Below are 24,291 nucleotides of genomic sequence, written 5' to 3'. Positions count from 1 at the left end.
GCGTCAGCACCGGGCGACGGCCACCCGGTCCCGGCCCGCCTTCTTGCCCGCGTACAACGCGTCGTCGGCCGCCCGGATCATCTCGTCGAGGCCGGCGCCGGGCTCCGACGGGTGCAGGGCCGCGCCGATCGTCGCCGACAGCGTCACCGGCTCGCCCGTCGGCGCGGTGATGCGCAGCGCCCGGATGCGGAGGCGGATCCGCTCGGCGATCGTGCGGACCTCGGCTTCGTCGACGTCGGGCAGCAGGACGGCGAACTCCTCGCCGCCGTAGCGGCCGACCGTGTCCCCGCGCCGGACGGCCCGGGTGAGCACGGTGGCCACCTCGGCGAGGACGTCGTCGCCGACCGGGTGGCCGTGGGTGTCGTTGATGCGCTTGAACCAGTCGAGGTCGATCATCAGCACCCCGATGCGCCCGCGGGAGTGCTCGAGCGCGTGCTCGGCCTGCTCGTGCCAGGCGATCGCGTTGAGCAGCCCGGTGCGCTGGTCGGTGCGGGCGGCGAGCTTGAGCTGGTCGAGCTGGACGCACTGGTGCAGCGCGAACGTCGGGATGATCATCAGCAGTGCGGCGGGCGGCCACCACAGCAGCGCGAGCGCGACGAACACCCCGAGCGCCAGCTGGCTGACCTCCAGCAGGTTGTCCGAGGCGCTGCCCAGCAGCCGGCGGGGGTGCTCGACGGTGACCGTCCAGGCGATGGCCGCGGCGACGAGCCCGGTGTTGACCACCCACTGCACCGCGGCCGCGGCGACGACGGCGGCCAGGTCGGCCCAGCCGGGCCGGGCGCCGGCGGCCAGGTGCTCGTGAACGCCGCTCGCGCGCAGCACGCCGGCCGCGGCGGCCGCGGCCAGCGCGAGCGTGGCGGCGGTGAACACGGTGCGGTGCGGGGGCCGGACCGCGTCGAACCGGTTGACCAGCACCCAGCGGTGGACGTAGATGACCGCCACCAGCACCAGCTCGAGCACCAGGGGTAGTGCGACGACCCCGGCGAAGATCCAGACGCTGCAGAGGTCGACGTACGGCGTGCCGTCGCGATCGCGGCGCCGCCGCTCGATCAGGTGCGAGGCGTGCAGGTGCGGCAGGGCCGCCGCGGCGAGCCAGCCCGCCGTGACCCATTGCTCCGGTGTCGGCGCCGTGCGGGCCGCGAGCGCCAGCACGCCGAGCGCCAGCAGGGTCACGCCCAGGACGAGCACGCGCACCCGGCCCGGCAACGACCACAGTTTCCAGCCGGGCGGACCTCCGCCGGTGGCCACGGTTTCCCCCATCGCAGCGCCTCCCCCGCGCCAGTGATCCCCCGATCGCCCAGGGTAGTCGCGTCACGGCCGGATGTCAGGTGTTTCCCGCGGGGACGACCCGACCGGGCGGCTGAGACGATTCCGGGGTATCCGGTACCGGACGAACCGCACGGAAAGGCGCGCCGATGAGCGACAAAGGCTGGTGAACCCCAGATCCTCCGCCCCTGCCACCGAGAAGGAGCCCGCGATGAGCGACAAAGGCTGGTGAACCTCAGGCTTCGGCCGGCAGCGCGGCCGAAACGGCGTCCGGGCGGCGACGTGCCCAGGCCGCGGCCGCGGCGAGCGCGACCAGTGCTCCCGCGGTCCCCGCCACGGCGATGGCCGTCGCCGGCCCGGCCAGCTGGGCCAGCACGCCGCCGGCCAGGATGCCGAGTCCCTGCCCGGCGATCATGCCGGTCCGCGCGAAGCCGAGGGTCCGCCCGCGCACGCTCGGCGGGGACAGCTGGACGAACGTCGCCCCGGCGGTGACCTGGTAGGCCGAGCACAGCCCGGACACGAACAGCAGGACCAGCGCCGTGCCCAGGGCCGGCCGCCCCCAGAAGGCCACGAGCGGCGCCGACGTCCCGACCGCGAGCACGCCGAGGGCACGCACCCGCACCGTCCGCGCGACCCGCCGCAGCAGCAGCGCGCCCGCCACCGCGCCCGCCGGTTCCGCGGCGAGCAGCACCCCGATCCATTCGCCGCCGGCCCCGGCTTCGTAGGCGAACGGGACAGCGAGCCCTTCGGGGACGACGGTGAACAGCGCCAGCCAGCCCAGCCACACCAGCGTGGCCAGCGTCCGGTCCCGGCGCACGGCCACGGCACCCGCGGCGATCCGGCGCCACCACGTCGCCTCGCTTTCGGCGGGCGCCGCCGGCGGGTGAGGGCCGAGGCCGGCGCGGATCAGCAGCGCGGAAGCCGCGAAGGTGCCGGCGTCGATGGCCAGGGCGGCGTGCGCGCCGACCCCGGTGACGACGAACGCGGCCGCGGCGAAGCCGAGCACCAGGCACAGCTGCGTCGTCACCTGCTGAACCGCTTGTCCCGCCTCGTACCGGCCACCCAGCAGCTCGGGCAGGACGGCGCCCTGCGCGGCCGAGAACGGCGCTTCGGCCAGCTGCACCAGCACGAGCAGCCCGGCCATCAGCGGCAGCGGGACCACGGGCACCGCCATCACCGCCACGAGCACCGCCCGGATCACGTCGCAGGCGACCATGACCCGGCGACGCGGGTACCGGTCGGCCAGCCACGACAGCAGCGCACCCGAGACGAGGGCGGGCAGCATCGACAGCGCGTACGTGGCCGCGCTCAGCGCGGCGGAGCCGGTGCGCTGGAAAACGAGTATCGACAAAGCGACCCGAGCCAGCTGATCCCCGGCGACCGAGAGCAGGCCGGCGAGCCAGAGCAGGCGGAACCCGCGTACCGCGAACGCGGACCGCGTCACCGCCATCCCCACCCCCAGGCACTGTCACGCAGAGCGTTGCCCAAGGCGCTCACGGTAGCGCGTCGGCGTACTCGCCACCATCGCCGAACGTCGGCCCCCGGTCTTCAAGCGCGCCTTTCCCGCGAAAAGTGCCGCTTTCGGGAGCGGCTGCCGGAAGTACGCGGGCCGGGCGAACGGCACCGGACCGTGAGCGGTTGGACCACGCCCGACCGGGTAGCCGGGACGGCATGCAGAGAGCCCACCTCCGTGACACCCCCGCCCCGCCGCACCGCGCGCTGACCGCCGTCGAAGACGCGAAAGCACTCGACGCCCCGGCCGCCGCTCTCGCGCAGCGGCTGCGTGGTGCCGCCGCGAGCGCGCCCGGCGGTTTCCTGCGCGGCCGCTGGCTCGGCCACCCGCTGCACCCGCTCGCCGTCACCGTGCCGATCGGCGCCTGGGTCTGCTCGGCCCTGTTCGACCTGCTGCCGGGCCAGGACGAAGCGGCCCGCCGGCTGGTCGCCACCGGCCTGCTGACCGCGCCGGCGGCCGTGGTCCTCGGCCTGTTCGACTACGCCGACCTCGACGAACGGCGGCGCCGGGTCGGGCTCACCCACGCCGCGGGCAACGCGGTGGCGATCGCCCTTTTCGGCGCGTCCTACGCCGCCCGCACGCGCGGGCAGGTGACTCGCGGCCGGGTCCTGGGCGCGCTCGGCCTGGCGATGGCGAGCGCCGGGGGCGCGCTCGGCGGGCACCTGGCCTACGCGCAGGGCGCCGGGTTCTTCCGCTGGCAGGCCGCCCGATGAGCTACCTGGCGATCTACCTGCGGGACCAGCTGGCCCTCGGCGTCACCTGGCGGGAGCTGGCCCGGCGCGCCCGCGACCACAACCGCGGCTCCGACCTCGGCCGGACGCTGGGCGAGGTCGCCGACGCCATCGCCGAGGACGTGCGGACCTTCGAAGGGATCATGCGGCGCCTGGAGGTCCGGCCGAACCCGGTGAAGGTCGCCGCGGCGGTCGTCGCCGAACGGGTGGCCCGGCTGAAGCTCAACGGCAAGCTGACCGGTTTCTCGCCGCTGAGCCGGTTCCTCGAGCTCGAGGTGCTCGTCATGGGCATCGACGGCAAGAAGACGCTGTGGCACACCCTCGGCCAGGTCGCGGGCCTGCAGGAGCGGTTCCCCGACATCGACTTCCAGGCTCTGATCGCGCGAGCCGACGCGCAACGCGACGCGCTCGAGCCGTTCCGCCGCAGCACCGGCGCCGAGGCCTTCGCCTCCCGAAGGCGCTAGGAACGGGGGAAAACGGTCCCGTCGAACAGCTTCCGCGCGGTGCGGATCACGGTCGAGCGGCGGACGCGGGACTCCTCGAATTCGATCGCGACGGCGAGCTTGCCGCTCGGGTGCTCGATCTGGACGGGGCCGCCGCCGGCCTCCAGCAGCTCGTGGCCGACCGCGCCGTCGAGCAGCAACGCCGTGACGACGCTGACGCCGCCGAGCACGCCGATCGACGGGTGCGGCTTGACCGGGATGAACGTGCGGGTGCAGATCGCGCCGCCGTCGCGCGGGGCGGCCACCAGCGTGGTCTTGGGAATCGAGCTCCCGCGGACGTCACCGAGCCCCATCAGCTTCCCGGCCTCGACGCGCAGGGCGTCGATCCGCCCGGCGAGCTCGCCGTTCGCACCGAGCTCCTCGGCCGGTTCGTACCCGGTGATGCCGAAGTCGCGGGCACGGGCCACCACGACCGGCATCCCGTTGTCCACACAGGACACTTCGATCCCGCCCACCTCGTCGCGGACGTGGCCGGTGGGCAGCAGGCTGCCGCACACGGACCCTTCGGTGCCGGTGAAGTCGAGTTCGACCGGCGCGGCGGTGCCGGGCACGCCGGAGATGGCCGTCTCGCCGCGGTAGTCGACTTCGCCGCCCGGGGTGGCGAAGCTCGCGACGGCGATCGACCCGGTGTTGAGCAGCCGCACGCGGACCGTCGTGCGCTCGGCCCCGGCGGGCACGAGCCCCCGTTCGACGGCGAACTGCCCGACGCCGGCGAGGAGGTTGCCGCACGTCTGGCGGTCGGAGACGGTGGGTTCCTCCACGCCGAGCTGCAGGAACAGGTAGTCGACGTCGTGGTCGGCGCCGGTGGCCTTCGCGACGATCGCGACCTTGCTGGTGACCGGCTGCGCGCCGCCGAGGCCGTCGATCTGGCGCGGGTCGGGGGTACCCATGATCCGCAGCAGCAGGTCGTCGCGGGCGGCCGGGTCGGCGGGGAGGTCTTCGGCGAGGAAATAGGCGCCCTTCGAGGTGCCTCCGCGCATGAGCATGCAGCGCACGCCGGTCATGACCGCTCCTTCGCGTACTCCTCGGCGGTCAGGTACCGGACGCCGAGGGCTTCGAGTTTTTCGCGCAGGCCGTAGCGGTCCAGGCCGAGCTGGCCACCGGCGAAGGCTTCCCTTGCCGCGGCTTCCTTCTCCAGCCGCGCCTGCGCCCGTTCGAGTCCACTGTGGACCTCTTCGCGCCGGACGCACAGGACGCCGTCGTCGTCGGCGAGCACGGCGTCGCCGGGGCGGACGAGCTGCCCGCCGACGACGACGGGGACGTTGACCGCCCCCGCGGTCGCCTTGACCGTGCCCTGCGCACTGACCGCGGCCGACCAGACCGGGAAGCCGAGGGCACGCAGGTCGGCGACGTCGCGGACCCCGGTGGTGGTGACCAGGCCCCGCACCCCGCGGCGGCGCAGCGCGGTGGCGAAGAGCTCGCCGAAGAGGCCGTCGCGGCAGGGCGAAGTGGTGGTGACGACGAGGAGGTCGCCTTCGCGGCACTGCTCGACGGCGGCGTGGATCATCAGGTTGTCCCCGGGCCAGCACAGCGCGGTGACGGCCGTGCCGCCGACGCGGGCGCCGTCCTGGATCGGCCGGAGGCCGGCGGCGAGCAGGCCCGAGCGGCCGAGCGCTTCGTGCACGGTGGCGACGCCGTAACCCGCCAGCCGCGTCACCTGATCGAGGTCGGCGCGCGGCGGATCGGTGACGATGACGGGGTCCATACCGCCACCGTACGATCCGGTCGACGAAATTGTCAACAATTTTGGCGGCAGCACTGGTCGCGGGTCAGGGGTGGAGCGGCGAGACCTCCGCCTCGGCCGACTTCAGGGCCTCGATCACGCTGGCCAGGTGGGTGCGCGCGGCCTCGGCCGCCTTCTCCGGCTGGTGGGCGCAGATCGCGTCGATGAGCGCCAAGTGCTCCGGGAGCGACACCTGCGGGCGGCCCGGGCGCATCGCGAGGCGGAACTGGTGCCGGACGCTCTGGCCGCGCAGCCGTTCCAGCACCTGCGCCGCCGTCCGCTGGCCGCTGATTTCGCGGACCCGGCGGTGCAGCCGCTGGTTGAGGTCCGAGTACCCGACCACGTCGCCGCCCGCCACGGCCGCCCGCATCCGCTCGCCGAGTTCGCGCAGCTCGCCCGCTTCCGCGTCCGAAATCCGCTCGGCCGCCTTCGCCGCGCACAGGGACTCGAGCATCATGCGCACCTCGGAGATCTCGACGGCCTCCTCCAGCGACACCGCCCGCACGCGGGCACCGCGGTTCTGCACGCGCTCGACGAGCCCCTCGTTGGTCAGCTCGATCAGCGCCGCGCGCACCGTCGCCCGGCTCGCCCCGAACTGGGCCGACAGGTCGGCCTCCACCAGCCGCTGGTTGGGGACGAACTCGCCGCGGACGATGGCGTCGCGGATGGCCGCCGCCGCGGACCGCTCCCCCGGCAGCCGGTCCGGCGCGTTCTCGGTCATACCTCGGCTCCGTTTGTTGACAATTTTGTCGAGCACATCGTGTACTCGATCGTAGCTGGCGAGGAGGATGCTGCTGTGACCGGAACCATCGCGGTACTCGGATTGGGCGAAGCGGGCGGCGCACTGGCCCGCGACCTGGTGGCCGCGGGCGCCGTCGTGCGCGGCTACGATCCGGCGGTTTCCGCCGCGGCGGGGGTGGTCAGCACCGGTTCCGAAGCCGAAGCCGCCCGTGGCGCCGACCTCGTGCTGAGCGTGAACAGCGCCTCGGCCGCCCGCCGGGCCCTGGACGCCGGGCTGGCCGGACTGCGCGAGGGCGCCGTCTGGGCCGACCTGAACACCGCGTCCCCCGGCACGAAACGGGAGCTCGCCGCCGTCGCCGCCGGACGCCGGGTGCCCTTCGCCGACGTCGCGATCATGGCGCCCGTCCCCGGCCGCGGGCTGCGGGTGCCGATGCTGGCCACCGGGCCGGCCGCCGTCGCCGTCGCCGCGGCGCTGAACCCGCTCGGCGCCGCGGTGGAGACCATGCCCGGCGAGGCCGGACTCGCCGCCGAACGCAAGCTGCTGCGCAGCGTCTTCTTCAAGGGGATGTCCGCCGCCGTCGTCGAGGCGCTGCGGGCCGCCCGCGCCGCCGGCTGCGAAGACTGGCTGCGGAAGATCGTCGTCGACGAGCTCACCGCCGCGGACGCGTCCACTGTGGACCGGCTGGTCGACGGGTCTCACCGGCACGCCGTCCGCCGCACCGCCGAGATGGCCGCCGCCGCCGAGATGCTCGGCGAACTCGGCGTCCGGGCCGACGTCGCCACCGCGGCCCGCGACCAGCTCCGCGGGCTCGCCCGGGACGGCTGACAGCCCGGCCGCCACGGCGCCCGGCCGCCGCACCGCGCGTAGACTCGGAAGCCCCGAGACTGCGCAGGTGAACCTTTCGTGACAGACGCCGCCCTCGAACGGGAACGGCTGCTCGCGCCCTCGCGCATCTACGTCGAACCCGCCGCCGCCGAGCTCCCCCGCGGCCGCCAGGTGCTGGACCGCTTCCCCGGCGCCACCGTCGTCGAAGTCGACAGCCACTGGCGCATCCCCGAGCTCCACGGCGACGAGACCAACGTCCGCCGCTGGGTGCGGATCAAGCGCGAAGCCCTGGTCCTGGGGATCAAGAAGTCGCTGACGGCCCGGCCCAACGGGCGCTCCGCCGACTTCATCGCCCCGTCGACGTCCAACGGCTGCGCGATGGCGTGCGCCTACTGCTACGTCCCCCGCCGCAAGGGCTATTCCAACCCGATCACCGTCTTCGCCAACATCGAGCGGATCACCGGGTACCTGGCCCGCCACATCGCCCGGCAGGGTCCCAAGCCCGAGCCGAACCAGTGCGACCCCGCCGCGTGGGTCTACGACATCGGGGAGAACTCCGACTGCTCGGTCGACGCCCTCGTCAGCGACAACGTCGCGGACCTGATCGACCTGTTCGCCGGCCAACCGGCGGCGAAGGCCTCGTTCGCCACCAAGTACGTCAACCACGGGCTGCTGGACCTGGCCCCGCGCGGCCGCACGCGCATCCGGTTCTCGCTGATGCCCGAGCAGCCGGCCAAGCTGCTGGACCTGCGGACCAGCCCGATCGCCGACCGGCTGCGCGCGCTCGACGACTTCGTGGCCGCCGGGTACGAGGTGCACGTCAACTTCAGCCCGGTCGTCGTCTACGACGGGTGGCTGGCCGACTGGACCCGGCTGTTGCGGGACCTCGGCGACGCCACGAACGACGTCACCAAGGCCCAGCTGGCCGCGGAGGTGATCATGCTGACCCACAACCGCGACCTGCACGAGGTCAACCTGGGCTGGCACCCCAAGGCCGAGCAGGTCCTGTGGCGGCCCGACCTGCAGGAGACCAAGCGCAGCGAGGGCGGCGGCGTGAACGTCCGCTACCGCGCCGGCCACAAGCGAGCGCTCCTGGACGAGCTGCTGGACCTCATCGCCGTCCACGCCCCGTACCTGCGCGTCCGGTACGCGTTCTGAGTCAGACGCCGGCCGGCGCCGCGGCGGCGCGCCCGAGCCGGGCCTGCCGGGTCCGCGGCCCGAAGACCGCCAGCACCAGGGCGCCGGCCAGCCACGTCCCGGCGATGAAGAAGAACACGCTCCGGTAGCCGCTGCCGTTGTAGAGCCCGGCCACGACGAGCGGTCCCGCCGCGTTCGACAGCCGGCCCAGGCCGTACGACACACCGGTACCCAGCGAGCGGCCGCGGGTGTCGAACAGCTCCGGCGAGTACGCGTACCCGAGTGCCGTGTACCCGCGCTCGAACATGTTGACCAGGAAGCCGAACACCACGATCAGCACCGGGTCGAACGTCAGTCCGTAGAGCAGCCCGCACACCGCGATCACCGTGCCGAAGGCGACCAGGCACCACTTGCGCTCGAAGCGGTCGGTCACCAGGGCCGCCAGGTACGAGCCCAGCGGCGCGCCGACAGTGGTGAGGGCCACGTAGAACACGGACTTCTCGACGCTGAACCCCTCCTTGGCCAGCAGCGTCGGCGCCCAGCTGGAATAGCCGAAGAACCCGATCGTCTGGGTGACCCACAGGACGGTGAGCAGCAGCGTCGGCAGGAGGTACTTCCTGCGCAGCAGCAGCCGCAGCGGCGCCTTCGCGACCGACGCTTCCCCGGCCGGCGGCGCCGGTTCCGGCAGCGGGCCCTTCTCCGCCTCGACCTGCGCCTCGATCTCCCGCAGCACCGCGTCCGCCTTCGCGTGCTCGCCGCGGCTTTCGTACCAGCGGGGCGATTCCTTCAGCCTCCGGGTGAACAGCACGAGCAGGACACCGAGCGCGCCCCACAGGTAGACCAGCCGCCACGCCCAGTCGCCGAGCGGGACCACGACGCTGGCGATCAGGTTCGTCACCGGCGTGCCGCAGATGCCGATCACGATCGCGTACGCCTGGTACTTGCCTCGGTTGGCGGCCGGGTACAGCTCGTTGACGTAGATCACCGCGACCACGGTCATCGCCGACAGGCCCGCCGACGTCAGGACGCGGAACACGCCCAGCGACACGATGTCCCACGAGAACACCGCCGCGAACGAGAAGACGCCGAACCACACGGTGGTCAGCACGAGCGCGTTCTTCCGGCCCCAGCGGTCGGCGATCGTGCTCGCGATGATCGAGCCGAAGAACATGCCGACGAACGACAGCGAGGTCACGTACGCGACCTGGTTGACGGTGACGCCCCAGAGCTTGATCAGCTTGGGCGCGGTGGTGGCGAAGCTGTTGATGTCGGCGAACTCGAAGAAGTAGGCGAACGAGACGGCGAACAGGGTGACCTTGTGGAACCGGGCGATCGGCAGGCGGTTCAGCCGGTTGAGCGCGTTGGCGTGCTGCATTGCATGCCCTTCGGGGGTTCAGGCGGTTTCGCCGGGCCAGTAGAGGCGCATCGGGTTGTCGACGAGCAGCTTCCGCCGCGCTTCGGGGGTGTCCGCGAGGTGCCGGACGTGGTCGACGAGCAGGCCGTCGTCGGGCATGTGGTGCCTGAGGTTCGGGTGCGGCCAGTCGGTCCCCCACAGCACCCGGTCCGGGAACTCGTCGACGACGCGGCGGGCGAAGGGCACGACGTCGGTGTAGGCGTGGCGTTCGCCGTCCAGCGCCGGCGGCCCGGTCACGGTGAGCCGCTCGGGACAGCTCACCTTCACCCAGACGTCGTGGGAGCCGGCGAAGCCGAGGAACCGCGTGAACTCCGGCCCGTCGACCGGCCGGGTCACGTCCGGCCGTCCCAGGTGGTCGATCACCAGCGGCGTGGGCAGTGACCCGAAGAAGGCCTCCAGTTCGGGCAGGTCGGCGGCCTCGAAGTAGAGGACGATGTGCCAGCCGAGCGGGGCGATCTTCTTCGCGATCGTGCGCAGCGCTTCGTGGGGCGCGGCGTCGACCAGCCGCTTGACGAAGTTGAACCGCACGCCCCGCACCCCGGCGGCGTCCAGCTCCCGCAGTTCGGCGGCACCGACGTCGGGGCGGACGGTGGCGACCCCGCGCGTCCGGCCGCCGGCCGCCCGGACGGCGTCGACCATCGCGGAGTTGTCCGCGCCGTGGCAGGTGGCCTGCACGATGACGTTCCGGCTGACGCCGAGGTGGTCGCGCAGGGCGAACAGCTGGTCGCGGCTCGCGTCGCAGGGGGTGTACTTGCGTTCGGGCGCGAAGGGGAACCGCGCCTGCGGGCCGAACACGTGGCAGTGGGCGTCCACCGTGCCGGGCGGCAGCCGGAAGTCCGGGGTGGCCGGTGCGGGGCACCAGTCCAGCCAGCCGGGCGTCTTCGGGGCGGTCACCGGCCCTGGCCCTTCAGCAGGGCGTCCAGCCGGGGGTAGACGGCGCGGGCGTTGTGCTCGCGGATCGCCGCCCAGTCCGCTTCGGACAGATCGGCGGCCTCGGCGTACCGGCGGGTGTCGTCGAAGTGGTGGCCGGTCCGCGGGTCGACGCCGCGGACGGCTCCGATCATCTCCGACGCGAAGAGGATGTTGCGCGCCGGGACGACCTCGAAGAGCAGGTCCGAACCCGGCTGGTGGTAGACGCAGGTGTCGAAGAAGACGTTGTTCAGCACGTGCTCCTCCAGTTCCGGCTTGCCCAGCGCCATGGCCAGGCCGCGGAACCGGCCCCAGTGGTAGGGCACCGCGCCGCCGCCGTGCGGGATGATCAGCCGCAGCGTGGGGAAGTCGGCGAAGAGGTCGCCCTGCACGAGCTGCATGAACGCGGTCGTGTCGGCGTTGAGGTAGTGCGCGCCGGTGGTGTGGAACGCCGGGTTGACGCTGGTGCTGACGTGCACCATCGCCGGGACGTCGTACTCCACCATCTTCTCGTAAATCGGGTACCACGACCGGTCGGTGAGCGGCGGCGCCGTCCAGTGGCCGCCGCTGGGGTCGGGGTTGAGGTTCAGCGCGACGGCGCCGTACTCCTCGACGCAGCGCGTCAGCTCCGGCAGGCAGGTGGCCGGGTCGACGCCGGGCGACTGCGGGAGCATCGCCGCCGGGACGAACCGCTCCGGGTAGAGCGTGCTGACGCGGTGGCAGAGCTCGTTGCCGATCGCCGCCCACGCCGCCGAGGTCTCGAAGCCGCCGACGTGGTGGGCCATGAAGGAGGCCCGCGGCGAGAAGATCGTCAGGTCGATGCCGCGTTCGTCCATCAGCCGCAGCTGGTTCGGCTCGACGCTCTCGCGCAGCTCGTCGTCGCTGATCCGCAGGTCGCCCCGCACGGGCGGAGCACCGGCCCCGTCGAGGGCGGCGATCTGCCGCTCGCGCCACGCCGCCAGTGCGGGTGGGGCGGTCGTGTAGTGGCCGTGGCAGTCGATGATCAAGGTGGTTCCTCGTCGCTTCGGGTCTCGATACGCGCACCCTAATCGTCGATGAGATTGTTAACAATATCTACGACGAAGTTGGTCGAGCGACTTCCCAGCCGGGCGCTGTTCCATCAAATCCATTTGATGTACTGTCCGCGGATGGCCACCCAGCCACCCGAGTTCGTCCGCCTGGCCGCCCACCCGGTGCGGTGGTCGCTGCTGACCGCGCTCGCCGGCGGCGACCTGCGGGTCCGGGAGCTGGTGGAGCGGGTGGGCGAGCCGCAAAACCTGGTCTCCTACCACCTGCGGCTGCTGCGGGGCGGCGGGCTGGTCACCGCGACGCGCAGCAGTTTCGACGGCCGGGACAGCTACTACCACCTCGATCTCGACCGCTGCGCGGGCGCGCTCGCCGAAACCGGTGCGGCGCTGCACCCCGCCCTGCGCCCCGAAGCCCCGCCGTCGCCCTCCGGCCGGGTCGCGGTGCTGTTCCTCTGCACCGGCAACAGCGCCCGCTCTCCGATCGCCGAAACCCTGCTGCGCCGGCGCACCGCGGGGAAGGTGACGGTGACCAGCGCGGGCAGCCACCCGAAGGCCGCCCTGCACCCCGCCGCCGTCCGGGTGCTGGACGAGGAGTTCGGCATCGACGTCACCGGGCAGCGGCCGCGGCACCTGGACACGGTGGCCGGGCAGCGGTTCGACCACGTCATCACGGTGTGCGACAAGGTCCGTGAGGTCTGTCCCGAGTTCCCGCACCGCCGCCACTGGAGCATCCCCGACCCGGCAGCGGACTCCATGGCCAGGACGGCTTCGGAGCTCGACACGCGCGTCCGGCACCTGCTGCCGGAACTGGTACCCGGCAAGGAGGCCCCGTCATGACCGAGCAGCACGCCAGCGTCCGCTACATCGTCGACGACGTCCAGGCGGCCATCGACTTCTACACGACCCACCTGGGTTTCACGGTCCGGATGAGCGCGGCACCGGCGTTCGCCGACGTCGTCCGCGGCCCGCTGCGGCTGCTGCTGTCCGGCCCGGCGAGCTCCGGGGCCCGCGCCACCCCGGCGGACGCCGCCGCGGCCGGGCGCAACCGCATCCACCTGGTGCTCGACGACCTCGACGCGGAGATCGCCCGGCTGACCGGAGCCGGGATCGCCTTCCGCACCGAGGTGGTGTCCGGCCCGGGTGGACGGCAGGTGCTGCTGGCCGACCCGGCCGGGAACCTCGTGGAGCTGTTCCAGCCCGCGCACTAGGCTCCGCCGGGTGCCGGACACGCGTCTCGACCTCGCCCGGATCCAGGCCGCCCGCCGGGTGATCGACCCCGTCTTCCTCGACACGCCGCTCTACCGCTGCGAAGCGCTGGAACCCGTCCTCGGCTGCGCGGTGAGCATCAAGCTCGAGACGGCGAATCCGGTGCGGAGCTTCAAAGGCCGCGGCACCGAGGTGGTCGCGAGCGGGCTCACCGGGGCGGTCGTCTGCGCCAGCGCGGGCAACCTCGGCCAAGCCCTCGCCTGGTCCGGGCGCGGCCGGGGGCTCGACGTCACCGTCGTCGCCTCGCGGCAGGCCACGAAGGCCAAGCTCGAGCGCATCCGCGCGCTGGGCGCCCACCTCGAACTGGTCGACGGCGACCACGAACTGGCCCGCGAACGCGCCGCGGCCATTGCCCGGCACGACGGCATCCGGCTCGTCGAAGACAGCCTGGACCTCGAAACCTGCGAGGGCGCGGCAACCATCGGCCTGGAACTGGCGGACGCCGCGGAGCCGTTCGACGCCGTGCTGATCGCCCTCGGCGGCGGGGCCCTCGCGACCGGGGTGGGCCACGTCGTGCGGTCCCGGACGCCCGGGACCGAAGTGGTCTGCGTCCAGCCGGCCGGCGCCCCGGCCATGACGCGGTCCTGGCACGCCCGGCGCGTCGTCACCACCGGCCCGACGGACACGATCGCCGACGGCGTCGCCGGGCGGCGGCCGATCCCGGAGGTACTGGCCGATCTGCTCGTCGTCGCGGACGACGCCGTTCTCGTCACCGAAGCCTCGATCATCGCCGGGATGCGGCTGCTCCTCGAGCACGCCGGGCTGGTCGTCGAGCCCTCGGCCGCGCTGGGCATCGCCGCGGTCCTCGAAGATCGTGACCGCTTCGCCGGCCGGCACGTGGTGACCGTCGTGTGCGGCGGCAACGTCGACCTGGCCGCCTACCGCCGCTGGGTCGGCTGACTGCGGAAATTACCAAAGGTAAGTTCTGTCGCCGCCTTGACTTTACCAATGGTCAGGGAGGAAGGTACTGGCCACCCGATTCGTCTAGACCAATCGGTGCTCCCCGCGGTACGGCAACCCCAGGAGGAGACCCATGTCCCGCAGCGCCCGGACCACCACCGCAGCCCTGACGAGCCTGGCCACCGCGGCCGCGGCCGCCGTCGTCCTCTCCGGCGGGGCCGCCGCCAGCCCGGCGTCCGCCGCGGCCGGCTGCGGTGTGCTCTTCGACGACTTCCACTACTCCTCACCCGCCGATGCCGCCTTCGGCAGCGCGGGCTGGACCACGCGCAACGACGTCGGCAGCCCCGGCGTGCCCGGTGCGCGCTGGCTCACGAGCAACATCACCTTCCCGGCCGTGGGCGGCGAGCGCGTCGCCCAGCTCGCCGCCACCACCGACGGCAGTGCCGCCGGCACCACGCACGCCGAGCTGTACCAAAACCAGCTGCGGTTCTTCGAAGGCACGTACGCCAGCCGCGTCCGCTTCACCGACGCGCCGGACAGCGGCCCCGACGGCGACCACGTCAACGAAACCTACTTCACGATTTCCCCGCTGCGGTACGACCGCGACCCGCTCTACAGCGAACTCGACTTCTCCGAGTACCTGCCCAACGGCGGCTGGGGCGGCGCGCAGGCGAACTACCAGACCAGCTGGTACACCTACTGGAACAGCCCGACGTGGGACGGCCTGCGGACCTCCACCGCGCAGAACCGCAGCCTCGCCGGCTGGCACGACATCGTCACGCAGGTCTCCGGCGGGCACGTGAAGTACTACATCGACGGCGTGCTCACCGCGGACCACACCACCGACGCGCAGGGCAACCCGGTGTACCCGCGCACGCCGATGTCGATCAACTACAACATGTGGTTCATCGACACCGCCGGGCACACGAGCGGCACCAGTGCCTACACCGAGCAGGTCGACTGGACCTACTACGCGGGCAACCAGGTCGTCGCCCCGGCCGACGCCGTCGCGCAGGCCGGGCAGTACCGTTCGGCCGGAACGTCCCATGTGGACACCGTCACCGGCTGCACGACGCCGACCACGCCGCCGACGACGACCAAGCCCACCACGCCGACGACACCGACGACGCCCACCACGCCGTCCCAGCCCGCGAACTGCTCGGCGGCGTCGGAATGGGACTGGGGCACGGTGTACCTCGAGGGACAGCGGGTGAAGCACCACGCCCACCTCTGGCAGGCGAACTGGTGGACCCAGGGCTCGGAACCCGGCCTCACCGCCCAGTGGCGCGACCTCGGCCCCTGCTGACCTCCGGGAGATCCCCATGCGCAGCCGCACCCTCGCCGCCGCACTGGCCGTCGCCGCCGTGACCGCCAGCGCCTGCGGCACCGAAACCCCCGCTCCCGCCGCCGGCGGCGGCACGCTCACCGTCTGGCTGATGAACGGCGACCTCAGCGACCGGGCCACCGCGGCGATCAACGCCGCTTTCGAGAAGGCCACCGGCGCCAAGGTCACCGTGCAGGTCCAGGAGTGGGACAACATCAACACGAAGATCAGCACGGCGCTGGCCCAGGACACCACGCCGGACGTCATCGAGATCGGCAACACGAACGTCCCGCTGTTCGCCGCCAACGGCGCGCTGACCGACCTCACCCCGCGCCGTGACGAGCTCGCCGCCGGCCGGACCTGGCTGCCCGGGCTGGCCGGACCGGCCACTGTGGACGGACACCTCTACGCCGCCCCGCTGTTCGCCGGCAACCGCGCGGTGATCTACGACAAGCAGGTCTGGGCCGACGCCGGCGTCACCGCCCCGCCGAAGACCCTGCCGGAACTCACCGCGGCCCTGGACCGGATCAAGGCGAAACACCCGGCACCGGACTTCTCGGCCTTCCACTTCCCCGGCCGGTACTGGTTCGGCGCGCTGCAGTTCGTCTGGGACGCCGGTGGGCAGCTGGCCACGCAGCGGGACGGGAAGTGGGCCGGTGCCCTCGAAAGCCCCGAAGCGCTGAAGGGGCTGCAGGCGTGGAAGGACTTCCAGAACGCCTACTCCTCCCCCGCGTCCCGCAACGTCGACACCAAGGCCCCGGACCAGGCCGCGATCTTCTCCGCGGGCGGTGCCGCGGCCATCCTCGACACGAGCGTCAACACCGTGCTCAAGAACAAGCCGGAGCTGAAGGACCGGCTGGGCACGTTCCCGTTCCCGAGCGCCACGCCCGGGAAGACGCAGCCGGTGTTCCTCGGCGGCTCGGACCTCGCCGTCGCGGCCAAGAGCCGCCACCAGGACCTGGCGCTGGCCTACCTCAAGGCCGCGACCGACCCGGCCGTGCAGCGGGACGCGATCGCCGGCATCGACGGCTGGACGCCGATCTCGACCGAGCTGATCGACCAGGTCACGCCGGCACTGCCGCCGCTCAACACCGCTTTCGCCACCGCCGCGAAGACCAGCGTCGCCACCCCCGCCGCCCCCGGCTGGGCGACCATCGAAAGCGACAAGTCCATCAACACGTTCTTCGCCGACATCGCCACCGGACGACGGCCGATCGCCGACGCCGCCCGGGAGTTCGACGCCCACCTGACCGAGGCGCTGGGCGCCCGCTGACCGGCGGGGTGGCCCGGCCGACCGCCGTCCCCGCCGAGCCACCTCGCCCCTGTCCCGCGAAGGAGTCCCCGTGCTGCTCGAAAAGGCGCGCGTCCGGGAAAGACCGCGACGCCGTTTCTTGCTCCCCTACGGCCTGCTCCTGCCCGCGGCCACGCTGCTGGGGCTGGTGCTCGGCTACCCGCTCGTCCGGCTGATCGTCATTTCGCTGCAGGACTACGGCCTGCGGTCGCTGTTCACCGGCACGACGGCGTTCGCCGGCGGGGACAACTACGCCGCCGTCCTGAGCGACCCCCAGCTGCTGCCGGTACTCGCCCGCAGTGTCGGGTTCTGCGCCGCCCTGGTGCTCGGCACACTCGCGATCGGGTTCGGCGTCGCGCTGCTGCTGCGGCGCCTGGGCCGCCGGATGCGCACGGCGGTCACGCTGTGCCTGATCGCGGCGTGGGCGCTGCCGAACGTGGCGTCCACAGTGGTCTGGCAGTGGCTGTTCCAGCCCGGCTACGGCGTGGTGAACTGGCTGCTGACCCGGCTCGGCTTCGGGGACCTCACTCAGCACGACTGGACCACGAGCCCGGCCTCGGCGTTCGCCATCGTCTGGCTGCTGGTCGTGTGGCAGTCGGTGCCGTTCGCCGCGCTCACCCTGCACGCCGGCCTGTCGCAGATCCCGCGGTCCTACTACGAAGCCGCGGCCCTCGACGGCGCCGGGCCGTGGCGGGCGCACCGCACGATCACCGTCCCCTTCCTGCGGCCGATCCTCGGGCTGGTCACCATCCTCTCGATCATCTGGGACTTCACCGTGTTCAACCAGATCTGGATCCTCACCCAGGGCGGCCCGGCCGGCGGCACGACGACGCTGGGCATCTGGACCTTCACCCGCGCCTTCAGCCGCAACGACTTCGGCCAGGGCGCGGCGATCGCCGTCGTCTCCGTCGTGCTGCTCGTCGGCCTGACCGCGGTCTACGTGCGGCGGCTCGTCCGCTCCGGGGAGGACCTGTGATCCGCCGGATCGGCCGGAACGCCGTCGCCGCCCTCTTCTGCCTGGTGTGGATCTTCCCCGTCTACTGGATGGTGCTCACGGCGTTCAAGCCCGCGGGCCGGATCCTCCAGCCCACCCCGCAGTTCCTGCCCGTCGACGTCACGCTCGACAACTTCGCCGGCGCGCTCGCCAAGCCCGGGTTCGGCCAGGACCTGCTCAACAGCGCCGTGGTGGTCGTCGCGGTCGTGGTCCTCTCCATCGTGGTCGCCTTCCTGGCCGCGACGGCGTTGACGCGCTTCCGCTTCTTCGGGCGCCGCGGCTTCCTCGTCGGCGTGCTGGTGCTGCAGATGGTGCCGGTGCCCGCACTGGTCATCCCGCTGTTCCTCGGCCTCAAGAGCGCGCACCTGCTCGACACGCTGCCCGGGCTGATCCTCACCTACGTGGCGCTCGTGCTGCCGTTCACCATCTGGACGCTGCGCGGCTTCCTGCACGGGATCCCGGCCGAGCTCGAGGAAGCGGCGATGATCGACGGCGCGACCCGCGGGCGCGTCATGCGCTCGGTCCTGCTGCCGCTCGTGCTGCCCGGGCTGATCGCGACCAGCGTGTTCGCCTTCATCACCGCGTGGAACGACTTCCTCTTCGCCTACGTGATCATGAAGGACAGCTCGGGCTACACGCTGCCGGTCTGGCTCGTTTCGTTCAGCACCAGCACGGGCACCGACTACGGCGGCCTCATCGCCGCGTCGACGCTGTTCGCGCTGCCCGTCGTCGTCTTCTTCGCGCTCGTGCAGCGCCACCTGGTCGAAGGCATGACCGCGGGCGCGGTGAAGGGCTGATGCTCATCCCCCGCCCCGCGCGGCTGACCCGTCGCGCCGGTTCCTGCGTGCCCACCGGCATCCTGGCCGGCCCCGGCACCCGGGGCCCGGCCCGGCTGCTCGCCGCGTACACCGGTCTCCCGCTGGTCCACAACGGACCCGTCATCCGGCTCGCGTCGAAACCGGGGCTCGGGCCGGAGGAGTACACCCTGGACGTCACCCCCGACCGTGCGCTGCTCACCGCGTCCACCGAAGCGGGCCTCCTCGCCGGTGTGCAGACGATCCGCCAGCTGGCTCCGCGGCTGCCGTGCCTGACGATCCGCGACGCGCCCCGGCTGCCGTGGCGCGGCGTGCTGCTCGACGTCGCCCGGCACTTCCTGCCGATGGAGTTCCTCCGCGAGTTCGTCGACCTGCTGGCCCTGCACAAGTACAACGTCCTGCACCTGCACCTCACCGACGACCAGGGCTGGCGGATCGAGATCGCCGGCCGGCCGCGGCTCACCGAAATCGGGGCGTGGCGGGCCGAGTCGATGGTCGGCCCCGCCGGCAGCGGCGTCTTCGACGGCGTCCCGCACGGCGGCTTCTACACCCAGCGGGAGCTGCGCGAGCTGGTCGCCTTCGCCGCCGAGCGCGGAGTGCGGATCGTGCCGGAGATCGACCTGCCCGGGCACGTCCGCGCGGCGCTGGCCGCCTACCCCGAGCTGGGCAACCGGCCCGAGGTGCCGCTGCCGGTGTGGACGGAGTGGGGCATCAGTCCCGACATCCTCGGCGTCCACGACGACGTCTTCGCCTTCTGCCGGGACGTCCTCGGCCAGGTCGCCGACGTGTTCCCGTCGCCGTACCTGCACATCGGCGGCGACGAATGCCCGACGACCCAGTGGGAAACCAGCCCGGCCGCGCGGGCGAAGGCCGCCGAACTCGGCGTGCGCCCCGCCGAACTGCACCCGTGGTTCCTCGGCCGGCTGCACGACATCGTGGCCGGCCTGGGCCGCCGGGCCGTGTGCTGGGACGAAACCGGCCACGCCGCGGGACGGCTGCCCACGGGCCTGATCGTCACCGCCTGGCGCGACGCCGCCCACGGCGCCCTCGCCGTCGCCGGCGGCCACCCGGTCGTCATGGCCCCGCACACCTCCACGTACTTCGACTACCGGCAGAGCGAAGACCCCGGCGAGCCACCGCGCGAACCCGTGACGACCCTCGAGGACGTCTACCGCTTCGATCCGCTGGCGGGCGGCCTGCCCGTCAGCGACGGCACCACGCCCGGCGTGCTCGGCACGCAGGCCCAGCTGTGGACCGAGCACGCGCCGACCCCCGACCACGTGCGGCACCTGGCGTTCCCGCGGCTGTGCGCACTGGCCGAACGGGCGTGGTCGCCGCCGGGCCGCGGTTATGCTGACTTCCACCAGCGCCTGACCGGCCACCTCGACCGCCTCCGGGCGCTGGGCGCCCTGCCCAAGGAGCGCGTCCGGTTCGCCGGCGCACTCGGAGTACCCGGGAAGACGGTGCCTTGACCGCTGTGACATCCGAGGCTTCGCCCCAGGCCGGGGGCTCCACAGAGCGCCCGCCCACCGTCAAGCGCGACCGCGTCCGCCGGCACCTGCTGAACGTCATCGAGAACGCCGGTCCCGGCACCGGGCTCGCGTCCGAACGGGAGCTGGCCGCGGAGCTCGGCGTGTCCCGCCCGACCGTCCGGGCGGCCATCGACGAGCTGACCCGCACCGGGCTGCTGGTGCGCCAACGCGGGCGCGGCACCTTTACCAGCCCGCAGAAGGTCACCCAGGAACTGGCGACCGGCCTCGCGGTGCCGCCCGCCGAAGGCCACTGGACCAGCCGGGTGGTCGCGTTCGCGGTCTCCCCCGCCCCGCGGTCACTGGCCGGGGAGCTGGAGCTCGAGCCGGGCACGCCGGTCCTGCGCGTCACCCGCGTCCGGCACGTCGACGACGAACCGATCGCGATCGAACACCTGGCGCTGCCCGCTCCCCTGGTCCCCGGCCTGCGCCCGGCGGACCTCGAAACCGGCAACTTCTACCGGCTGCTGCGGGAACGCTTCGGGATCACCGTGCAGGACGCGGTGCAGACGATCGAGCCCGCGGTGACCGACCCCGGCCAGGCCGAGCTGCTCGAAATCGCCGTGTACGCCCCGATCCTGCACATCGAGCGGCTCACCCGCGACACGACGGGCCGGATCGTCGAGCTGACCCGCTCGGTCTACCGCGGCGACCGTTATCGCATCACGTCGAAACTGCGGTTCGACGCCGAATCGGGTTAGTCAGCCGAGGGCGTCGAGCAGCTCGCGCTCGCGCCGCGCGCTGAGGCCCGCCTGGCGTTCCCGGTCCAGGCCCTGCTCGCGTTCCCAGCGCAGCGTGTCGGCCAGCAGCTCCGCCCGGGGCCGGTGCCGCAGCCCCGCGGCGCGTGCCGCGGACCCGTCCCGGGCCGACCACCCCTCCCAGCCCGGCTCGACCAGCCACATCGCCAGCGACTCGGGCCCCATGTACTCGGCCACGCCCTGGGCGAGCAGCCACGCCGGTTCGGCGGTGACCACCGGACCGGTGTGCCCGCCGGCCGCGCGGGACAGCTCGATCCATTCGGCGAACGGAACGACCGGGCCGACGGCGTTGTACGTGCCGGTGGCGCCCGTCTCGGCGGAGTCGAGCAGCCACGCGGCGAGGTCCCGCACGTCGATCACCTGAGTGGGCAGCGACGGCGTGCCGGGGACCAGCATCGGCCCGCGCGGATCGCGGGCCGCGCGGGCGACCCAGTAGCCGGAGCGCCCGGTGTGATCGCCCGGTCCGCCGATGAGCCCGGCGCGGGCGACGAGGAGGCGGTCGCCCACCGCGGCCGCCGACGCCTGCTCGCAGGCGACCTTCGCCTCGCCGTACACCTCGCGGCCGGCCTCGTTCCGGTCCGTCGGGGGGAGCAGGGCCGCGGACTCGTCCGCCCCCGGCGTGGCGTGGGAGGCGTAGACGTTGCCGGACGAGACGTACACCCAGTGCCCGGCCTGGCCACCCAGCGCCTCGAGCGCTCCGCGCACGAAGCCCGGCTGCCAGGACACCTCGACGACCGCGTCCCACCCCCGGTCCAGCACGGGTTCGTATGCCGACGGAGCACGCCGGTCGGCCGCGACCAGCGTCGCTCCGTCCGCCACTTCGCCGCTCTCGCCCCGCGCGAGGCAGGTCACCCGGTGGCCGCGTCCGATCGCCTGCCGTGACAGTTCCCGGCCCACCCACGCCGTCCCGCCCAGCACCAAGATCTCCATACCCGGACACAAGCACCGGGAGCGCCGTTCGGCCAGGCGGTTTCGCTGACAGCGGATGTCCCGCTCAGCGTTACCCGAACGAGTGAACGACGGGCGGCGTCCGGGTGACGGCCGCCCGAGGTCCGCTCGCCACGGCAGGTGCGCACCCCGGCGCACCGGCCGGGAATTGCGCTGTTCGCCTTGCCTTTTCGGCGCCGGAGTGAAAGCGCTTCAAATCTCGGGTCCACGCGGCATAGGATTTTCCTTCGGCCAGGAAAACGATTCCCGGCCATTTCCCTCCTTTTCCGGAATCGAGGACCAACCATGCGAAGACGCATGCTGGGGGCGGTCCTGCCCCTGGTGCTGACGGCGGCCACCGCCGCCCCGCTGCCCGCGGCCGCCGAGCCGGCGGTCTCGGCGCTGACGAAGTCCGTGCAGGGCACCGGTTCCCCGGCCGCGCACGGCGCGACCGCGAAGTGGGTCGTCGGCTACGAAGACCACGCGACCACGACCGGCGCCGCCACCGTCACCGACGCCGTCGGCGCCGGGCAGGCCTACCAGGCGGGCTCGCTGCACGTCCCGCCCGGCTGGACGCCGGAGTGGTCCACCGACGGCAGCACGTTCACCGGGACCGAACCGGCGTCCGGCGTCACCGCCGTCCGCGGGACGAACCCCGCCGCCGGGCCCGACGCGACCCGGCTGAGCGGTGCGCTGACCCCGCCCGTGCAGGCGGTGACCACGGCGACCGGCGGCGACGGCTTCACCCCGATCCTGTACCGCACCCCGGGCGGCGTGCTGCAGGCCTGGAACATCTTCCACCATTCGGCGGCCACCTCGCCGAAGGTGGTCTGCACCGATCTCGCCACCGGGCAGCGGTGCCCGGGCGGACCGTGGCCGAAGGTGCTCAACACCGCGCCCGGCCCGCTCGGCACCCTGGGGGCCGGGGACATCACCTCACCCTTGATCGAGCAGTACGTCCGGGATCCGGCCGCGCCCGCGAAGGTCTACTACCCCGGCCTGACGGCGACGTCGGCCGGCGTCGGCTGCCTCGACCTGGCCGCGGCGGCCAACTGCGGGTTCTGGCCACTGGCCGCCCTCGGCGGGTCGCCGCCGGTGCACAACCTCACGGGTTTCGCCGAAAGCGGCGGAAACCTGTACGGCGTGGTCAGCTCCGGCGCGGTGCTCTGCTGGACCATCGCCACGCAGAGCGCCTGCGGCGGCCAGCCGTACGCCCCGATCCTGCCCGCAGCCGACCAGCCGTACGTCTACGGCGCGGTGACCGTGGTGGCGGGCAAGGTGTTCGCGTCCACGGCGGCACCGGGCACCGCGCTGCCGCCGGCACTGGGCTGCTTCGACCCGGCGACGGCCGCGGCCTGCGCGGGCTGGGCGTCTTCCCGGCCCACAGGACCGGCGGGCAATGTCACCTACAACGCCTACACGGCGTACAGCACCACCGGTGTCCCGGTGGGTGCGTGTTCGTCGACGACCGGCGGCACCAACGTCACGACGTGCTACGCCCTCGACGGCTCGGCCCTGCCGGTGCCCCCGAGCGCGGCCGCGCTGCCGAACGGGACCTACGTCTTCAACCCGGAGGTCGTCCCCGATCCGGGCGGTCACCTGCGCAGCTACCTCCCGGTGTGGAACGGGGGTATCGCCGGTGCGGCCCTGTGCCACGACTGGGCGACCGGCGCGGCGTGTGCGGGACTGCCCACGCGGATCACGCACCCGAACGCCGCCGGGGGCGACACCCGGGACTACGGCTACGCGTACGACCAGCCGTCCGGCTGCCTGATCGGCCTCGGCGACGCGGGCGTGCTGTTCTCGATGGACCCGGCCACCGGCGCGACGCCGTGTGTCCGCTCCGGCGGGCAGGTGACCCTGCGTCCGGGTGACTTCTATTGCGACGGCGGTGCGCACGTCCAGGGCTACACGTCCGCGCGGCTGACGGGCGTCGACCCGGCGAACGTCGACTTCGCGGCGTCGCGGGTGACGGTCGTCGACCAGGACAACGCGGTGGTGGCGACCCCGGGCTTCGCCCCGGACGGCTCGGTCGACCTGACCGGCGTCTCGGTGGCGGCGCACCCCTCGATCACCGTGACGACGACGCTGGTCCTGCGCAGCGCGGCGGGCTTCAGCGGTTCACTGGTGGTCGACTTCGCCGGCGACGCACCCCAGCTGTGCTTCCGCACGACGATCTCGGCGGACTGCGCGGTGACGTCGGTGGCGAACACGGCGACCGGCACGGACTCGACGGGTTCGTTCACGTCCAACACGGTGACGCTCCCGGTCGCCCCGGGCGCGTCGTGCACCCCGAAGGTGACCGTGGAGAAGGAGATCTGCACGGCGGTCCACCCGGACCAGTGCGGCCCGGGCGGCGCCGGACCGTGGGCGAAACAGGCCCCGGTGGGGCTGCTCGGCGTGCTCGCCGCGTCGGCGTACTGGCGGATCACGGTGACGAACCAGGGTCCGGTGGGCATCACGTCCGCGCAGGTGGTGGACACCGTGGAGCCGTCGTGCCAGACGGGTCCGTTCACCCTGGCGGCGGGCCAGTCGAAGCAGGTGCACTGCACGACGTTCGCGCTGCTGAACCTGTTCCCGATCACCAACAAGGCGAAGGTGACCTACGTACCGGTGAACGTCCCGCCGGGGACACCTCCGTCCACAACGGACTGGTCGGCGGCCAAGGCCTGTTCGCTGCTGTGCGGCCTGTAGGG

General features: G+C 72.9%; 23 protein-coding genes. 14 read left to right on the top strand and 9 right to left on the bottom strand.

Going from position 1 to position 24,291, the window contains the following annotated elements:
• Nucleotides 1-3: 3 nt before the first annotated feature.
• A complete protein-coding gene (locus DV20_RS31735) occupies nt 4-1,260 on the bottom strand; it encodes a GGDEF domain-containing protein (protein ID WP_235191029.1) in 1,257 nt (418 codons plus the stop codon).
• A gap of 241 nt (nt 1,261-1,501) precedes the next feature.
• Entirely contained in the window at nt 1,502-2,716 is a 1,215-nt protein-coding gene (locus DV20_RS31730; protein WP_043786720.1) for an MFS transporter, read from the bottom strand.
• A gap of 221 nt (nt 2,717-2,937) precedes the next feature.
• On the opposite strand from DV20_RS31730, the gene DV20_RS31725 reads away from it, so the two are divergent.
• Together DV20_RS31725 and DV20_RS31720 are read left to right on the top strand one after the other, a co-directional pair.
• A complete protein-coding gene (locus DV20_RS31725; protein ID WP_043786718.1) occupies nt 2,938-3,492 on the top strand; it encodes a DUF2231 domain-containing protein in 555 nt (184 codons plus the stop codon).
• A complete protein-coding gene (locus DV20_RS31720) occupies nt 3,489-3,974 on the top strand; it encodes a hypothetical protein (RefSeq protein WP_043786717.1) in 486 nt (161 codons plus the stop codon). The genes DV20_RS31725 and DV20_RS31720 overlap by 4 nt, the downstream gene beginning before the upstream one ends.
• Here DV20_RS31720 and DV20_RS31715 read toward each other — a convergent pair.
• The 3 genes from DV20_RS31715 to DV20_RS31705 form a co-directional block, all read right to left on the bottom strand.
• On the bottom strand, nt 3,971-5,017 hold the full coding sequence (locus DV20_RS31715) for a 4-oxalomesaconate tautomerase (RefSeq protein ID WP_043786714.1): 1,047 nt from the start codon (nt 5,015-5,017) through the stop codon (nt 3,971-3,973). The two genes, DV20_RS31720 and DV20_RS31715, sit on opposite strands and share 4 nt — an antisense overlap.
• Nucleotides 5,014-5,718 carry a 4-carboxy-4-hydroxy-2-oxoadipate aldolase/oxaloacetate decarboxylase gene (locus DV20_RS31710; protein WP_043786712.1) on the bottom strand — a complete coding sequence of 235 codons (705 nt, stop codon included), beginning with the start codon at nt 5,716-5,718 and terminating at the stop codon, nt 5,014-5,016. Before DV20_RS31710 ends, DV20_RS31715 begins: the two co-directional genes overlap by 4 nt.
• A gap of 64 nt (nt 5,719-5,782) precedes the next feature.
• Nucleotides 5,783-6,457 carry a GntR family transcriptional regulator gene (locus DV20_RS31705; RefSeq protein WP_051736216.1) on the bottom strand — a complete coding sequence of 225 codons (675 nt, stop codon included), beginning with the start codon at nt 6,455-6,457 and terminating at the stop codon, nt 5,783-5,785.
• Between the two features lie 75 nt (nt 6,458-6,532).
• On the opposite strand from DV20_RS31705, the gene DV20_RS31700 reads away from it, so the two are divergent.
• Both DV20_RS31700 and DV20_RS31695 read left to right on the top strand, forming a co-directional pair.
• Complete coding sequence (locus DV20_RS31700; protein WP_043786710.1) at nt 6,533-7,303, top strand: NAD(P)-dependent oxidoreductase; 771 nt, start codon at nt 6,533-6,535, stop codon at nt 7,301-7,303.
• Nucleotides 7,304-7,381: 78 nt separating this feature from the next.
• Nucleotides 7,382-8,461 (top strand): spore photoproduct lyase family protein, encoded by a 1,080-nt coding sequence (locus DV20_RS31695; protein ID WP_043786709.1) that lies wholly within the window; start codon nt 7,382-7,384, stop codon nt 8,459-8,461.
• Nucleotide 8,462: 1 nt separating this feature from the next.
• Here the strand turns inward: DV20_RS31695 and DV20_RS31690 are convergent, their stop codons facing one another.
• Genes DV20_RS31690 through DV20_RS31680 form a run of 3 tightly spaced genes read right to left on the bottom strand, consistent with a single transcriptional unit; the run spans nt 8,463 to nt 11,770 of the window.
• Nucleotides 8,463-9,815 carry an MFS transporter gene (locus tag DV20_RS31690; RefSeq protein WP_043786707.1) on the bottom strand — a complete coding sequence of 451 codons (1,353 nt, stop codon included), beginning with the start codon at nt 9,813-9,815 and terminating at the stop codon, nt 8,463-8,465.
• Nucleotides 9,816-9,833: 18 nt separating this feature from the next.
• The gene (locus DV20_RS31685) at nt 9,834-10,748 is read right to left on the bottom strand and encodes an amidohydrolase family protein (RefSeq protein WP_043786705.1); all 915 of its coding nucleotides are present in this window, start codon (nt 10,746-10,748) and stop codon (nt 9,834-9,836) included.
• Nucleotides 10,745-11,770 (bottom strand): amidohydrolase family protein, encoded by a 1,026-nt coding sequence (locus DV20_RS31680; protein WP_043786704.1) that lies wholly within the window; start codon nt 11,768-11,770, stop codon nt 10,745-10,747. Before DV20_RS31680 ends, DV20_RS31685 begins: the two co-directional genes overlap by 4 nt.
• A 141-nt stretch (nt 11,771-11,911) precedes the next feature.
• Here DV20_RS31680 and DV20_RS31675 point away from each other — a divergent pair, with 141 nt between their 5' ends.
• The 9 genes from DV20_RS31675 (at nt 11,912) to DV20_RS31635 (ending at nt 20,611) form a co-directional block, all read left to right on the top strand.
• On the top strand, nt 11,912-12,628 hold the full coding sequence (locus DV20_RS31675) for an arsenate reductase/protein-tyrosine-phosphatase family protein (protein ID WP_043786703.1): 717 nt from the start codon (nt 11,912-11,914) through the stop codon (nt 12,626-12,628).
• Entirely contained in the window at nt 12,625-12,999 is a 375-nt protein-coding gene (locus tag DV20_RS31670; RefSeq protein ID WP_043786701.1) for a VOC family protein, read from the top strand. Before DV20_RS31675 ends, DV20_RS31670 begins: the two co-directional genes overlap by 4 nt.
• 10 nt (nt 13,000-13,009) lie before the next feature.
• A complete protein-coding gene (locus tag DV20_RS31665) occupies nt 13,010-13,957 on the top strand; it encodes a threonine ammonia-lyase (protein WP_043786700.1) in 948 nt (315 codons plus the stop codon).
• 133 nt (nt 13,958-14,090) lie between these two features.
• Nucleotides 14,091-15,263 (top strand): carbohydrate-binding protein, encoded by a 1,173-nt coding sequence (locus DV20_RS31660; protein WP_043786698.1) that lies wholly within the window; start codon nt 14,091-14,093, stop codon nt 15,261-15,263.
• A gap of 16 nt (nt 15,264-15,279) precedes the next feature.
• The gene (locus tag DV20_RS31655; RefSeq protein WP_043786697.1) at nt 15,280-16,554 is read left to right on the top strand and encodes an extracellular solute-binding protein; all 1,275 of its coding nucleotides are present in this window, start codon (nt 15,280-15,282) and stop codon (nt 16,552-16,554) included.
• A 70-nt stretch (nt 16,555-16,624) separates the two neighbouring features.
• Entirely contained in the window at nt 16,625-17,548 is a 924-nt protein-coding gene (locus DV20_RS31650; RefSeq protein WP_043786696.1) for a carbohydrate ABC transporter permease, read from the top strand.
• Nucleotides 17,545-18,363: a carbohydrate ABC transporter permease gene (locus DV20_RS31645; RefSeq protein ID WP_043786695.1), complete on the top strand. Its 819-nt coding sequence runs from the start codon at nt 17,545-17,547 to the stop codon at nt 18,361-18,363. Before DV20_RS31650 ends, DV20_RS31645 begins: the two co-directional genes overlap by 4 nt.
• Complete coding sequence (locus DV20_RS31640; protein WP_043786693.1) at nt 18,363-19,853, top strand: beta-N-acetylhexosaminidase; 1,491 nt, start codon at nt 18,363-18,365, stop codon at nt 19,851-19,853. The genes DV20_RS31645 and DV20_RS31640 overlap by 1 nt, the downstream gene beginning before the upstream one ends.
• A gap of 5 nt (nt 19,854-19,858) precedes the next feature.
• Nucleotides 19,859-20,611, top strand: a complete 753-nt coding sequence (locus DV20_RS31635; protein WP_051736215.1) for a GntR family transcriptional regulator — start codon at nt 19,859-19,861, stop codon at nt 20,609-20,611.
• Here the strand turns inward: DV20_RS31635 and DV20_RS31630 are convergent, their stop codons facing one another.
• Nucleotides 20,612-21,598: an NAD-dependent epimerase/dehydratase family protein gene (locus DV20_RS31630; protein ID WP_043786691.1), complete on the bottom strand. Its 987-nt coding sequence runs from the start codon at nt 21,596-21,598 to the stop codon at nt 20,612-20,614.
• Nucleotides 21,599-21,901: 303 nt separating this feature from the next.
• Between DV20_RS31630 and DV20_RS31625 the strand changes: the two genes are divergently transcribed.
• Entirely contained in the window at nt 21,902-24,289 is a 2,388-nt protein-coding gene (locus DV20_RS31625; RefSeq protein ID WP_043786687.1) for a DUF7617 domain-containing protein, read from the top strand.
• Nucleotides 24,290-24,291: the final 2 nt, after the last annotated feature.

Origin of the sequence: Amycolatopsis rifamycinica (assembly GCF_000695625.1) — a bacterium.
GTDB lineage: Bacteria > Actinomycetota > Actinomycetes > Mycobacteriales > Pseudonocardiaceae > Amycolatopsis > Amycolatopsis rifamycinica.
The sequence above is the reverse complement of the archived record's forward strand: the minus strand, read 5'-3'. Positions and strand labels throughout refer to the sequence as shown.

Bases quoted from the DNA above. Each gene is read 5' to 3' on its own strand.
- DV20_RS31705 (WP_051736216.1), bottom strand. From the start codon at position 6,457: ATGACCGAGAACGCGCCGGACCGGCTGCCGGGGGAGCGGTCCGCGGCG.
- DV20_RS31715 (WP_043786714.1), bottom strand. From the start codon at position 5,017: ATGACCGGCGTGCGCTGCATGCTCATGCGCGGAGGCACCTCGAAGGGC.
- DV20_RS31675 (WP_043786703.1), top strand. From the start codon at position 11,912: ATGGCCACCCAGCCACCCGAGTTCGTCCGCCTGGCCGCCCACCCGGTG.
- DV20_RS31630 (WP_043786691.1), bottom strand. From the start codon at position 21,598: ATGGAGATCTTGGTGCTGGGCGGGACGGCGTGGGTGGGCCGGGAACTG.
- DV20_RS31670 (WP_043786701.1), top strand. From the start codon at position 12,625: ATGACCGAGCAGCACGCCAGCGTCCGCTACATCGTCGACGACGTCCAG.
- DV20_RS31735 (WP_235191029.1), bottom strand. From the start codon at position 1,260: ATGGGGGAAACCGTGGCCACCGGCGGAGGTCCGCCCGGCTGGAAACTG.
- DV20_RS31625 (WP_043786687.1), top strand. From the start codon at position 21,902: ATGCGAAGACGCATGCTGGGGGCGGTCCTGCCCCTGGTGCTGACGGCG.
- DV20_RS31720 (WP_043786717.1), top strand. From the start codon at position 3,489: ATGAGCTACCTGGCGATCTACCTGCGGGACCAGCTGGCCCTCGGCGTC.
- DV20_RS31655 (WP_043786697.1), top strand. From the start codon at position 15,280: ATGCGCAGCCGCACCCTCGCCGCCGCACTGGCCGTCGCCGCCGTGACC.
- DV20_RS31690 (WP_043786707.1), bottom strand. From the start codon at position 9,815: ATGCAGCACGCCAACGCGCTCAACCGGCTGAACCGCCTGCCGATCGCC.
- DV20_RS31660 (WP_043786698.1), top strand. From the start codon at position 14,091: ATGTCCCGCAGCGCCCGGACCACCACCGCAGCCCTGACGAGCCTGGCC.
- DV20_RS31730 (WP_043786720.1), bottom strand. From the start codon at position 2,716: ATGGCGGTGACGCGGTCCGCGTTCGCGGTACGCGGGTTCCGCCTGCTC.
- DV20_RS31725 (WP_043786718.1), top strand. From the start codon at position 2,938: ATGCAGAGAGCCCACCTCCGTGACACCCCCGCCCCGCCGCACCGCGCG.
- DV20_RS31710 (WP_043786712.1), bottom strand. From the start codon at position 5,718: ATGGACCCCGTCATCGTCACCGATCCGCCGCGCGCCGACCTCGATCAG.
- DV20_RS31640 (WP_043786693.1), top strand. From the start codon at position 18,363: ATGCTCATCCCCCGCCCCGCGCGGCTGACCCGTCGCGCCGGTTCCTGC.